This is a genomic window from Paenibacillus xylanexedens (assembly GCF_007680605.1).
GTDB classification, from domain to species: Bacteria; Bacillota; Bacilli; order Paenibacillales; family Paenibacillaceae; genus Paenibacillus; species Paenibacillus xylanexedens_B.
Map to the genome: position 1 here is coordinate 132,551 of NZ_VEIO01000009.1, position 13,295 is coordinate 145,845.

The 13,295-nt window shown below is 46.3% G+C and carries 12 protein-coding genes; 1 reads left to right on the plus strand and 11 read right to left on the minus strand.

Annotation, left to right across the window (positions count from 1 at the left end; translation table 11 throughout):
* Nucleotides 1–20: 20 nt before the first annotated feature.
* From FS818_RS24975 to FS818_RS25025, 11 genes are all read right to left on the minus strand, one after another.
* Nucleotides 21–833: an ABC transporter permease gene (locus tag FS818_RS24975; protein ID WP_145335746.1), complete on the minus strand. Its 813-nt coding sequence runs from the start codon at nt 831–833 to the stop codon at nt 21–23.
* Nucleotides 834–837: 4 nt separating this feature from the next.
* The gene (locus FS818_RS24980) at nt 838–1,647 is read right to left on the minus strand and encodes an ABC transporter permease (RefSeq protein WP_145335749.1); all 810 of its coding nucleotides are present in this window, start codon (nt 1,645–1,647) and stop codon (nt 838–840) included.
* Nucleotides 1,625–2,629, minus strand: coding sequence for an ABC transporter ATP-binding protein (locus tag FS818_RS24985; RefSeq protein WP_145335751.1), 1,005 nt, complete (start codon nt 2,627–2,629; stop codon nt 1,625–1,627). Before FS818_RS24985 ends, FS818_RS24980 begins: the two co-directional genes overlap by 23 nt.
* Nucleotides 2,630–2,661: 32 nt before the next feature.
* Nucleotides 2,662–3,840, minus strand: a complete 1,179-nt coding sequence (locus FS818_RS24990) for a radical SAM/SPASM domain-containing protein (protein ID WP_145335753.1) — start codon at nt 3,838–3,840, stop codon at nt 2,662–2,664.
* A gap of 42 nt (nt 3,841–3,882) precedes the next feature.
* Nucleotides 3,883–4,971: a radical SAM protein gene (locus FS818_RS24995; RefSeq protein ID WP_145335755.1), complete on the minus strand. Its 1,089-nt coding sequence runs from the start codon at nt 4,969–4,971 to the stop codon at nt 3,883–3,885.
* A gap of 27 nt (nt 4,972–4,998) precedes the next feature.
* Nucleotides 4,999–6,114 (minus strand): glycosyltransferase family protein, encoded by a 1,116-nt coding sequence (locus FS818_RS25000; protein ID WP_145335872.1) that lies wholly within the window; start codon nt 6,112–6,114, stop codon nt 4,999–5,001.
* Between the two features lie 44 nt (nt 6,115–6,158).
* Nucleotides 6,159–7,517 carry an ATP-grasp domain-containing protein gene (locus FS818_RS25005; protein ID WP_145335757.1) on the minus strand — a complete coding sequence of 453 codons (1,359 nt, stop codon included), beginning with the start codon at nt 7,515–7,517 and terminating at the stop codon, nt 6,159–6,161.
* Nucleotides 7,514–7,765: an acyl carrier protein gene (locus FS818_RS25010; RefSeq protein ID WP_145335759.1), complete on the minus strand. Its 252-nt coding sequence runs from the start codon at nt 7,763–7,765 to the stop codon at nt 7,514–7,516. Before FS818_RS25010 ends, FS818_RS25005 begins: the two co-directional genes overlap by 4 nt.
* 472 nt (nt 7,766–8,237) lie before the next feature.
* Entirely contained in the window at nt 8,238–9,305 is a 1,068-nt protein-coding gene (locus tag FS818_RS25015; protein WP_186375597.1) for a hypothetical protein, read from the minus strand.
* A 37-nt stretch (nt 9,306–9,342) separates the two neighbouring features.
* A complete protein-coding gene (locus tag FS818_RS25020; RefSeq protein ID WP_145335763.1) occupies nt 9,343–10,836 on the minus strand; it encodes a class I adenylate-forming enzyme family protein in 1,494 nt (497 codons plus the stop codon).
* Nucleotides 10,833–11,072, minus strand: coding sequence for a phosphopantetheine-binding protein (locus FS818_RS25025; RefSeq protein WP_186375598.1), 240 nt, complete (start codon nt 11,070–11,072; stop codon nt 10,833–10,835). The genes FS818_RS25020 and FS818_RS25025 overlap by 4 nt, the downstream gene beginning before the upstream one ends.
* An 823-nt stretch (nt 11,073–11,895) precedes the next feature.
* Between FS818_RS25025 and FS818_RS25030 the strand changes: the two genes are divergently transcribed.
* Entirely contained in the window at nt 11,896–13,233 is a 1,338-nt protein-coding gene (locus FS818_RS25030; protein WP_145335874.1) for an MFS transporter, read from the plus strand.
* Nucleotides 13,234–13,295 lie beyond the last annotated feature (62 nt).

The window sequence follows — 13,295 nt, forward strand, 5'->3', positions numbered from 1 at the left end:
CATTTGTTATTGGCATTTCTCTAACTGCTGGCGCTCTCATAGTGTCTGACGGCCAGCTTCCAGAACAGCCTGACCACTAGAAGCGATATCACAGGAGCTACAAAAATCCATATCCCAAGGAAGAAGTCCAAGCGGTCGATCAAATAAACCGACGGCATGTTGGTAATAAACAAGATAGGCACGACATACAGTCCTATTCTCTGCAACCATTTGGGGTATATGTACATCGGCATATTGTTAAAATCCCAACATTTGTCAATAATATCGAAGATCGAACCGGACTTCACCGTCCAGAACGCAAGAATCTGCGGAAGCAGAAGCACCGAGTAGGTCACGATCGTGCTACTCAAGATCACGGCGATATATCCGGCCACGTGCATGAAGCTTGGCTCGATGCCAAGCCGCCGCCAAGCCACTACGATCATCGTGATCCCGGCGATCAGGTTCGGAATCGGAAACGCGTAGTTAACGTTTCGGAATGAAATCATGAACTGCAGCGATAGCGGCTTCGTCATATACAAGTCCAACGTTCCGTTGCGGATATGGCCGGAAAATCTATAAAAGTTATCCATAAACAATCCGGTATAGATTGCGATCATAATCGTATAGGTCCCGGTGAAGATCATCATCTGGTCCGGAGAAATGCCATTAATTTCGATCCCCAGCTGGAAAACGAAGATGACATAGATCAGCTTGGAAAACAGAAATACGGTCTCCATGATCAAACCGGAGTAGAAATTCGCTTTGTATTCCATATAACCGACCAAACTGTTCTTTGCGAAAATAAAAAACATACGTACGTGCTTCCGAATCTCACTCAAGCGGATACTCACAGACCTAACCTCCAACGGCTACATATTTCTTCATCCCGGAATCCCAAGCCAACTTGGATATGACCAAAAGCACCGTTACCCAAACGGCCTGTAAGAGGAGCCCGCTCACGATCTCATGAACCGCCAAGCTCCCGAGGATGATCTTAACCGGGAAGAATACGACATACTGGAACGGTAAATAGCTGGAGATTGTGGCAAACGTATCTCCGAAAATATTAAGCGGAAAGATGGCGCCGCTGAGCAGATAGACGCCTTGGTTGAACGCGATATACACGCCCCAAACCTCAGTAATGATGAACGCGAGCGCACTAATCGAATAAAAAAGCAGGAAGTTGATGAGCATTCCGAACAAAATACTGACCAGGAACATAACGATCTGCCCCACTCTAAGCGGAAACCCCCAAATCTGAATAAACACGGTCATCATTATGACGAATAAGACAAGCACGACCCCGGTCTGAACCGTTTTCTCACCGAAGAAATTGCATATCCGATAGCTGAAATAATGAATGGGCTGAGCAATAAATTTGCTTAATCCGCCCGTCTTGATGTCATTCGCGATCTCCCCTTCGAAGCCGGCAGAAACCAGCTTGGAGACGACACCGGACAACACGGAATAAATGATGATCTGTGAATACGTATAGCCGTTAATAATCTCTTGCGGCGAACTACGGAACACGGCTGTCCAGAGGAAGCATTGCACGAGTATGATAAAGCCGCCGCTGATAATGCCCATCAGGAAATCGGTCCGGTACTCCATCGCGTTCTGAAGCGCAAGGATGTACGTCCTTTTATATTTCTGCAAGGCTTTCATTTCTTACCCCATCTTTCTGATATAAGCTTTCGATGCCTCGCTCGACAGGTATGTCTTCAACTGTGAAATCGAGGATCGGGAACCGGTCCAGTATCATTTTGGAAAGCCGCTGGAGGTCATGCTTATCAATTTCCATGACGGCATTCATGCCGTCATGTTGAGTAATCGTGCCATAGTCGCTTAGCGCTTGCCTCGGCACTTCATCCGTAAATTGCAGCTTGATAATCTTTTTGGCATGCAACAGCTCGTTCACACGCCGAAGATCGCCGTCGTATACGATCTTCCCTTGATTAATGATGATTGCTCGTTTGCATAGATCCTCAATATCCGCCATGTAGTGGCTTGTCAGAATGACCGTTGCCTTCGTCTGCTCGTTATAATACTTCAGAAACTCCCGAATACGCTTCTGCGAGATCAGATCAAGTCCGATTGTAGGCTCATCCAGGAAAATCACCTTGGGTCGGTGGATAAGCGACGCAATAAGTTCCATCTTCATCCGTTCCCCGAGCGAGAGTCTCCGCACCTGAATATTGAGAAGATCTTTAACGTCAAGCATCTCCGTAAGCTCATCCAGAACAAGGTTGTAGGGCTTATCCTCGACCTCGTAAATGCATTTGTTGAGGTACAACGATTCGTTCGCCGGTAAATCCCACCACAACTGTGATTTCTGCCCCATCACGATCGAGAACTGCATCTTGAATTCTTTTTTTCGTTCCCAAGGGACATAGCCTAATACCGTCGCTTGCCCGCTTGTCGGATACAAGATGCCGGACAGCATCTTAAGCGTAGTTGTTTTGCCGGAACCGTTCGGGCCTAAAAATCCGACCATCTCACCCTGCTCGATTACAAGTGATATTTCGCTAACCGCGTCTTTGATTAGTGATTTCCGCCTCACTAAATTTTTGAGCGATTTTTTGAGCCCCAGTTCTTTCTCGTAATACTTGAAGCTTTTGGATAACCCCTCCATCTGGATAATACTCACTTGCGCACCTCATTTATGTGAATTTAGAATCGTTATACACCGTGCAAATGCAAGACACTGCACTTGGAACAAGCCGGTGTCAGTCGTTCATCCATCATTTCCCTTATCCTTCTGTAGGTCATACTATGCCATAATTCCTGTACAGACGTATCATGTAATTTGCCGATCTCGAACTCCTTGAAAAATTTGCATGCGATAATTGTTCCATCGGGCGTAATGTCCATCCGATTCGAAAGGGCCAGGCACTTCTTGTTCATCGTGCCTTTACCCCTCACCTCTTTGCCGAGCACGAAATCTTCGATCTGGTCATGATCCAGATTCGGCTGGTAGCGTAAACGCATTTTCCAGACCCGATGATTCACCCGGTCCAACTCGCTCATCAAAGCAGGGATACGCTCCGGATCGAGCTTGTAGTTAAAGGCGTGCCAGCTTCGTTCGCCCTTGTGCTCGCTCGCCGGAAGGAAGTCGAACTTCTCGTCAAAGTAATTGTCCATTCCCTGCGTGCATTCGTCCGAGATGTACCACGGGAAGCAGACCATGACCATATCTACACCGACGCCCTCCAGAAAGTCCAGCAGATCGTACAGCTTGTCAGTCATACCATCGTTAACGACGGTATGGATCGTAATTTTGCCCCTGAACCGGTTTTCCTTGCGCAACTCGACCAGCTTCCGGATCGCATCTATCGCCTTGTTGAATACCCCTTTGCCGCGAAGCGCATCATTCTCTTCTTCGAATCCATCAAGCGCAATGAGCAGCTCCAGGTTGTCGGAGATTCTCAGCAAGGCGTCCAGCTTTCGCTCGATCAGCACCGCGTTCGTGCAGATCGTCGTCTCGCGAGGATGGGCTTCAAGCAAATCGGCCAAACGGTCGAAATGGCTATATACAAGCGGCTCGCCGCCCCAGATATAGAGTCTCGACTTGGCTGGTTCCGTCTCAAGGATTACCTTCTCCAGCAGCCCGTAGTCGAGCTGTTCGCGTTGCTGCTCCGGTGTCATGAAGTGATGGTAGCCGGTGTCGTTCCATTGATAGCAATGCTTGCAGCGCAAGTTGCATTGGTTCGTCAGTTTAATCCCGACCGACTCTGGCAACGGTGTCGCGTAACCCGCTATTTTCTCCATGTTCCGCTTGGTTTCCATCGTATTCTTGATCGTACGTTTCAATATTTGCAGATCCTTTGCGGAATGCTTAATCTCGGATTTCGGATTCATATCAACACACCCTTCTTAAACGTAATAGGTTATTCACATGAATCAGTAGATATAATACCTTGAGCAAGCCGTACAAATCGGAAGCATATTTTTTTTCATATACGCGCGATACTCTTTGTAATTGTCACTGCGCCAAATATCCATCAAATTCTCTTCGTTCACGTTGCCGAAGGTCAAATCATAGAAGGCATGACAGGGCGAAACGTCGCCCCTTGCCGTAATCTCCGCATAAGTCCACGGAAGAGAGCAACGGTTTCGTTTATCCGCCATCTGATGGAATTGTCCCGAGAAATAGTTGTGCAAGTTCTGTTCATCTATCGTCTTCGGATAGGTAATCACATCGATATTATTTTTCAAGCAATAATCTTTAACATTATTGAGCTGTCTCGTCAATTCGGGAATATCGATCTGGCTGAACGAACCGTTGTCTTGCCAGACCATCCCCTTAGCATAGGGAGCTTCATGCACGCCGAATTCCTCACGAAGAACCTCCTCATATTGGGAATACTGCTCTTCCGTGGCATAGAGCTGCACTTCCATGCTGATATGATCCAACATGGACAAGTCGATATGCTTAAAGAAAAATTCCTCGACGTACATATAGGTCAAGGGCGTAATGATAAAGGATACACCCATCTTCGGAAATTGCTTGCCTTTGCTTTGCCGGAGCTCATAGAGCTTCTCGATTCCTTTGATTACTTTCTTGAATACGCCTTTGCCCCTCTGCCTGTCGTTGATTTCCTCAGGGCCGTCGAGCGACACCCAGATCTTATTTGGCGGAGTCTCAACTAGCATCTCGGCATGTTTCTCAAGCAGTGTGCCGTTCGTGGGGAAGTCCGCGATGCTTCCATAATGATTGATCATGGCGAGAATGTCGCTCAGCCAAGGGTACATCAGCGGCTCGCCGCCGAAAAAATCGTAATACGGCTTGCCGGGGCTGCACTCGACGATGATCTTTTTGATCAGCTCCGGGTCCAGCTGCGCTAATGTTTTTTTGCTTTTGTAAGGCCCTTCTAGTCCCCATTCATAACACATCTTACATCGTAAATTGCACTCCTCCAGCAGCTGCAAGACGATCCATCTCGGATAGCTTACCGTATCCTTGGCAACACTCAATTTACTTAAGCTCATTGCATTACCCCTTCTGCCATTGATATCTTACGTCTTCGTTAACGCAACCCTTGAGCAATAGTGATCCACATAATTCGTTCGTTCACCAGGTCTGTTTACAATAGCTTGATGCATCTCCTTAAGGATATCTACAGAAAAATCCATCTCTCGCCACTTCTCGTAGCGTATTCCGAACCCAAGCGACTCCCACAATTCCAGATTGCTAAGCTCATGACTGCCGAACGGCTCCAGAAGAATAAGAGGGGTTTCGGTGGCAAGCGAGTCGATCAATGTGCCCGCTCCCGGCTTGGCCACGATAGCCATCGCCTCAGAAGCAACGTCAAATAACCAATGATGATCAGCCTCAGCAGTGTATGAATTCGTATCTTCTCCCGCTATTTCAATATATGGCGGAAATTCGTGCAGGCCGGTCGCGCTCTTCACCCATGAACACCATTCCGGATCGTTCATCCAATATCGGTGATCGGGATCGGGCTTCGCTTCCTTCCAGTCGTAAGCTACAATATCAAGCCCATAGTCATGGCCGGCAAGCTCTGGAATTGTACTTTGATAAGTGCCCATCCCCCAGCCGCCGCCATGAACAACAAGCCGCCGTTTCCTTGATTCGAAAGGCAGTGTCGTACCATGAAGAACCGGGATTTCGTATCGAATCGCCATCTTTTCGGTGTCATAGAGACAAGCATTGTAGTAATGCTCGTCATATAGGGGATGAAACTTCTTCAGGCTCTTCCAGGACGGGGCCAAATCTGAATCGACGTAGAGCAGGTCTACATGAATTGGATTCGGCAACATCTTCTCCCTATACAAATCCAGAATATAGATCCAGTGTCCGGACAGCGATATGAATTCGTAGCGTTCTTCCGCTTTCCATGTCTCCAGCAATAGCTCAACCTGGGCGTAATCTATACTACTGCGGATATCCATCGGCATTCGGGCCGAAAAATTGGCAAGTGCGAAATTATTGTGGTACGCCGTCCTGCTGTCTGCAATATGCTCCCTCTTGTCATGCTCCAAATAGCTTTCGAACACGAGCACTTCGGTTGCGATATCCCTTTTCCCGAACTCACTTGCAGCTAACAGTCCGGGAATATAAAATCCCAGACCGAAACCCGAGCATAGAATCGTTACTTTCCGCTTCCCCATAAACTCTCTTCCTCCATCCATGGTTTCAAGCACTTCGGAATGCATCAGCGGGCGATCTTGAAGGATAACGACAACAGAACCTCCTTAAGTTTCGCGGACAAACGTTCGTTATCCCCTGTCCCCTCGATCAGCGAATAATACAATCTGCCCTTCACTTGCTTATTCCGGTTCCTCTTGCACTCGCTGACGACCTTGTTAATAAAGAGCGTATTCGCGCTTAACGGTAGCATGCCAAACCCTTGATCAGGCTTATATAGAACACCCTCGCGGTCCAGCGATTCCAGCAATTGATCGAATGATACATCCCCTGCAAACTGTAAGGTCGCATGTGTCATACTGCCGGCCGTATCGTGCTTCTCGAGGTACCGATCAACGTAATGCTTGATCAGACTCATCGATCTTCTGGCATTGACCTCAACAATCGGAACGATGCGTCCGTCTCTTAGCAACATCGAATCGATACATACGTCGCCGTGATAACCCGACTGGTAAAGCTCGCGGGCCGCCAGCTTCATTACATCAAAGTACTCCGCTTCGTGCAGCATTTGAAGCAGCCTGTCATCGGCTGTATAGGAGCCTTGGTAAGCGAAATCGTGATTGACCAATTGCTGCACAGAGACATGCCGGTACGTACCGTCCGGATCAATGTGGAATTGGCAAGAGAAATCCAGCTCCTTGAAGAGGAACGGCTCAATAATAAACCGAACCGTTCTTCCCTTTCCGCACTGATCGGCAAGATAGGATGTGACCCGCCGCAGAATTGCTTCCGACTCGATTAGCAAATTTCCCTTCCCGGATACCCCAAACTCATCTTTGATCAGAAAGGGGCCTTGTTTCAGCAGAGCCAAGCCGCTTGACAGCAGCTCTTCGTGGGAATAGACCGTCTGGCTGTCACACCGAAGCCCAAGGCGACGGTTCAATTCGGTTGAATACAGCTTAGAATTAACCGTCTGAACCGTCTCGACAGCTGGACAATTCTGTTCCAACCCGAAACGCGCGGCAGCACGGTCCGCTCCCGGAATGACCGCAAAAGGCGATAACCGGGAGCCGTTCAGCCAGTCTGGATCTATGTCACCCACATGATCAGTTGCGGTGAGCAGGTCGAATATATTGGCGGTTCTGCCTGCGCTTCCTGCATCAGGACTCTCAAGATCGGTTGAATTGGACAGAAATCGGAATCCGATCTCATGCAAATACGCTTTATGAGAAGCGTTCATTCGATAACGGGTAATAAGCCTATCCTGCTCCCCGCAAAATGGGAAAAGCAACTCATCCATGGCCATCACGACATTCTCCATTTGAGGATCGTTAAACGACGGCAGTTTGGCTTGATTAGGGTCGCGCCAGAAGCGTTCCGCGTCAAATGTCCCGATAACGAGCTCGAACTTGCGTCTATCGTTCATGCAGATGCCGTCTTCTGCAGTTCCGAGATATAATTGCAGAAGATTGTAACCGATTCCATGCAATCGAAGTCGAATTGTTCGAAATCGATCTCAATACCGAAGTGCTCCTCCACCTTCAATAAGAAAGTAATGAGCTGTAAAGAGTCCATTCCCCCGTCTTCCATGATGCTGGAATGCCCGTTCAAGCTGTTTTCCAGCTGGGCGTCATCCTTGACTTCACTTATCATCGCTATGATCTGTTCTTGCATAGGTACCTCCCGTGTAATGGATATATTGAACCTGGTAATACTGGATCGTTCTAGCGAGTGCCTCATGGAGTTCTTTCAAAAATTTGCGAGAATTCAAGGAGGGCAAGTTCCTGCGTATTCCCAAATTGACAGGCTGTTCATACGTGATGCCCAGAAATCTTATAACCCCTTCCAGCAAATCGTCGATATACTGAAAACTTCTCGTCTGTCTGTTAGGTATGGTTCTGTGGCATGAATCACAAGATGTCGGGTAAAATACTAGGAGAGATTCTTGGGTGAGTGGATTTGTTGTGGTTGTACCGGAAAAAGCGCTTGAAGCCATGCGGATCGCCTGAAAGACAAGAAGGAAATAGACTGTCAGCAAACGGAAGCTTTAAGACAAGGGCAACGGTTTGGATTACTCAATACGCTGTATCGCAACGATTATAATCCCGGCATCACTCCCTCCAAAAAATGCCCTGATCACTCAACATTACTGAATGTCTATCTTCTTCAGCCATCGTTCAAGGAATATGGATTCTTCATTTTCTATATTCGTAATCAGCGTTTGTAAGCTTTCGCAAATATTCGTATCCCTTGTCAAATTATATTTAATCGCTAGATTCACAAGTATCTTTGCTTTAAGTTCAATGGCTGTGAATTCATCTATATGCTCTTGATTTAATTCAATTAAATGCCGATTATCGTACAAGTACTTGAGTCTTAGCGTCATGATCTTCTTATGGTCATAAAGTAAATGAAAGGGTCTTATATCAAGCTTGGACTTATGTTCCGATGTCTCTTTCGCATAATTTATTAGAGTTGTGTATATTTGCATGCCGAAGTCAAGATTATCCCTGTCGCCCCCATAGTTGAACATCTCCCAATACTCCGGCGTTTTGCTAGTGAAATAATTTCTGATAGAGTTCACTAGGGTATCTGCACTGAATTTATCCCGATATTGATCATTGAATGTATACAGATAAACCATTTCGTTTAGATAATCATGATTCGTTGTTAGATGATTAGTCTCGAACGCAAGATTGAAATCATTAAATGATATCTCAGCCTGACTATACACCCCGTTCTTAAAAAAATCGGAAACATACAATATTTCTCTATCCAAATCATAGCCGTAAACAAATATGTCATGGTGCAATTGAAGTTTATTGTAGCGATCGCTTAGGGGCACGTAGAAATAATTGATCATCGTGTGGACATAGTTATTCGCATTAATATTTTCTATAATAAAATGAATAACAGAGTCCCATTTCGTTGTTACCGTATCTCTATGTATCTTTTGAGTCGTAATCCATTTGCACGCGTCCGAAGGCCGCAACTCATAAGTCACAGGGAAATAAAAATCCCCCCAATGATGTTTATAATCTTTGTTAATAAACAATTGGATATAATTATTAAATACCCATGGGTGTGCGCACTCGTAATGGGTAAGTATGGACAAGAGATGAGCATGTTGCGTATAGGTTGTAATCATCGGATAACTGACCGGCAATATTTCTCTGCCTAATGTTTGAGTTGAATTCTTCAACTTTTCGTTCACCCCTGGTTATTTGGTTAAATAGCTCAAAGATTCCGAATCAGTATATCTCATTTAGCAATAAGCGCTTGGTACTTACCCTGTCCAGTTTTCCTGTTTTTGTTTTTGGAATGTTATCGATAATCCTCCACTGTCTAGGCACTTTATACGATGACAAATGCAAGTTGCAATATCGTGTCAGTACATCTGTATCAATCAGGGAGTCATTAAAAAGTTTCAGAAACGCGACGGGAACTTCGCCTAACAGATCATCGTGCACACCAACAACCATGACCTCCTCCACTTCTTTCATGCCGTACAAAAATTCCTCGATTTCTTCCGGATAGATATTGATACCGCCGGATATAATGATATTCTTCTTTCGGCCTGTGAGTATAAGACATCCTGATTCATTCCAATATCCCAAATCTCCAGTCTTTAACCAACCCTCGACAATGGTAGCTTTCGTTAACTCCGGGTTTTTGTAATAACCAAGCATCACATTCGGGCCCTTTACCCAAATTTCTCCGATCGTTGCTCCCTTAACCTCATTCTCTTCTTCGTCAACAAGACGAATAGAAACGTCATTGACGGGTGATCCACAGGATAAGCAGCGCTCTCCCCGTTCCATCATGCTCACCCGCGGAGAAGCTTCGGTTAATCCATAGGTTTGAATAATGTCCGCGTGAGGAAATACAGTCTGAAGATGGCCTACTAATTTCGCGGGAGTCGCCGCACCGCTAATTACAATAAATTCAATGGAATCAAAGGCACTCCAGTTCTTTGTCTGTTGGAAATCGGAAACAAAGTGCATCAATTGCGTAGGCACCGCTGAGAATGCCGTGACCGCCTTATTCTGAAACAGTTTAAACGCAGTGCGCGGCAGCAAGGGTAAGCTGATAAGTGTAATTCGGGTTCCATATAACATGCAAGAAATCAATTGCGTGACAATCGTAGAACTGAAATGAACGGGCATCGTTACCAGAAACGAATCCTGATTCGTATACCCCACCTTTTCGCCATGTGCGAGCGCATTCGTTAATACATTCCAATGGGATAACATAACGATTTTAGATTTTCCGGTTGTGCCCGATGTAGGAAGGAGAATCGCACATTGGTTGGGATCAGACTGATTGGTTAACGAGATCGATTCGAACGAAGGCATGGGTTCTTGCGATACATCCTGAGCGGTAACCCAAGGAATGTCGCAATTTAAATGTGCAGGCTGTGCAGATTTGCTGATAACCAGTTTGGCATCACTGGCATATAAAATATTTTCAATTTCGGTATTGGATGCCGAGTAAGGAACCGGTACTAACACATAACCGCCGAATTGAATGCCAAGCGCCGCAAAAATGAACAAGGGCTCGTTATTTGTGTATAATGCAAGATGACTTCCGGGCTCAAGCTTAAAATTCTTGCGGATGTATGAAGCAATCAAGTATGCTTCTGTCATCATCTCTGCGTAAGTCCATTGCTGCTTAAGATCTTCAAGGATAATATGATCTTGGCGATCAGAGGCCTCCAGAAATAGACGCTGAATGACCGTCATCATAGCGTTTTCTCAGTCAAATAATTAAGGATTAATCCAGCCGTGGAGAACTTCTCAAATAACAGATCTTCATCAGGGATCGAGATGTTAAACTTCGATTCCACTAAAACAATAAGCTTGACGAAGCCTACTGAATCGATTCCTTGGTCCAACAAACGGGTATCGTGGTTTTCCGGATACTCGATGTCCAGCTCAGCAAAAATTTCATCTCTCAAGATCAATTCTATTGTTTTAGACATCATGTTTCCCCCGTTAGATAATCTTTAGAAAAAGGCTGATTAAAGAGGATTGTATATGTGATGAGCAAGTGAAATTGATTGTGAAGAAGAATAAGTTCATAAATATAGAAAAGGTGAAGTTGCACTGAAAGAGTTATTTATAGAGTTGTATGCAGAGATACTGCAATTCATGTTGGAGGCGGAGTATGACACGATGCAGGACACAAAAAGCTTGACGCGAAGAGTACAACGACGGAAATAATTGAGGGTTTCCACCGTCAACTTCGCAAAGCCTAAAGAAAAAAGCATTTTCCCAAGCAATGAAGCGTTGCTGAAAATGCTCTACAAAACTACGAGAAATGTCGCTTGTAAATGGACAGGGCGTGTACAAAACCGGGACGAAGTCCCCCATCACCTCTCCATTTTCTTCCTGGACGGGATCGAACTATATTGCGTAATTTTTTGCTTGGAGAGCGTTTACACTAGTGATTTACAGCACTAATTGATTGATATATTAAATATAATTACATATATGCCAATTGTCAACAGTTTTGAAAAAGCCCGTTGAGGCCTTCTGGAATCCCATTTGTCATCTGGCTGTTTCTCAGCCTTCCTAGATGTTAGGCATCGATCAATAACCTTATTGTAGAAAAAACGCCCCGCAATATGAAAAATGTCCCGTATCGCTATGATCGAATCACTAAAAGGTTTGAAATAGCTATCCCAACTTTGAGGGATTGAAGAGAGATGGCGTATATCGCTATAATTCAGACATTGGATTAAGATGATCTGGATAGCGGCAGGGGTGCCGAAAAGGAGGATGCATATGAATCACCACACATCAATGGCTCCGAAACGGCAAAAAAGCCGCTCTGACAGAGTAAATGAGTATTTAAAATCGCCGGAGAAGCAGAAGCAACTGTATAAAAAAACGTTATGGCTTGTTGTTATCTCACAAATATTCGGAGGAGCGGGGCTGGCTGCCGGGCTTACTGTTGGAGCGCTACTTGCGCAGGACATGCTAGGTAGCGACAGCCTTTCAGGTCTTCCCGCAGCTTTGTTTACACTGGGCTCTGCGGCGGCGGCGCTTATTGTGGGAAGGTTGTCACAGCAATTCGGACGCAGAGTCGGGCTGGCCGCTGGATTTATAGCGGGCGGAGCTGGAGCGACTGGCGTTGTGTTTGCCGCTCTTTGGGATCAAATAGCGCTGCTATTTGTGTCCCTGTTCATTTACGGAGCGGGCACGGCAACTAATCTGCAAGCCCGATACGCGGGTACGGATCTGGCGCCGCCGAATCAGCGGGCCAAAGCAATCAGTACAGCGCTGGTGTTTACGACGATTGGTGCGGTGGCAGGTCCCAATCTGGTAGAGCCGACTGGTCGCATGGCGATCTCCATCGGTCTTCCTGCTTTGTCGGGGCCGTTTATTGTAGCTGCAGCAGCCTATTTGATAGCGGGTCTGGTACTGCTGCTGTTTCTTCGTCCTGATCCGTTTATCGTTGCCAAGGCGATTGACGAAGAGGAAAGGTTGTATAAAAGCACGCAGGTGAAAGCCGACCAAAATCTTCAGGTGAAGCGAAACGAAAGCGACTCAGAGAGCACCCATAACCGAACAGGACTTATTGTAGGAGCAACAGTTATGGTGCTTACCCAAATCGTAATGGTGGGGATCATGGTTATGACGCCCGTACATATGAAGCAACATGGCCATGGGCTTGGAGATGCAGGTCTGGTGATTGGCATCCATATCGCATTCATGTATTTGCCTTCCCTGCTGACTGGCGTGCTGGTGGATAAGCTTGGCCGTACCTTTATGTCCTATGCATCGGGCGTAACGCTGCTGCTGGCAGGTTTGAGCGCAGCTTTTGCACCAGGTGAATCCATGGGCTTACTTATTGTAGCGTTGGCGCTTCTCGGCCTAGGCTGGAACTTTGGACTGATTAGCGGAACGGCAGCCATTATCGACTCCACAACGCCGAATGTTCGCGCGAAGACACAAGGCACGATTGATGTGCTGATTGCGCTAGCCGGCGCATCCGGCGGCGCTTTGTCAGGCATGGTTATGGCTGGCGCTGGCTATTCCATGCTTTCTCTTACTGGAGGATTGATGTCCTTGCTGCTTATTCCGGTGGTGGCCTGGTCATGGAGGAAAAATTCAACCCCTCATTCTGAAAAGGGGTAAATGCTTTGTCATCCTGTTCACCGAATTCAAACAACTTCTCGAAGCAATTTTTGTCCTCCAGG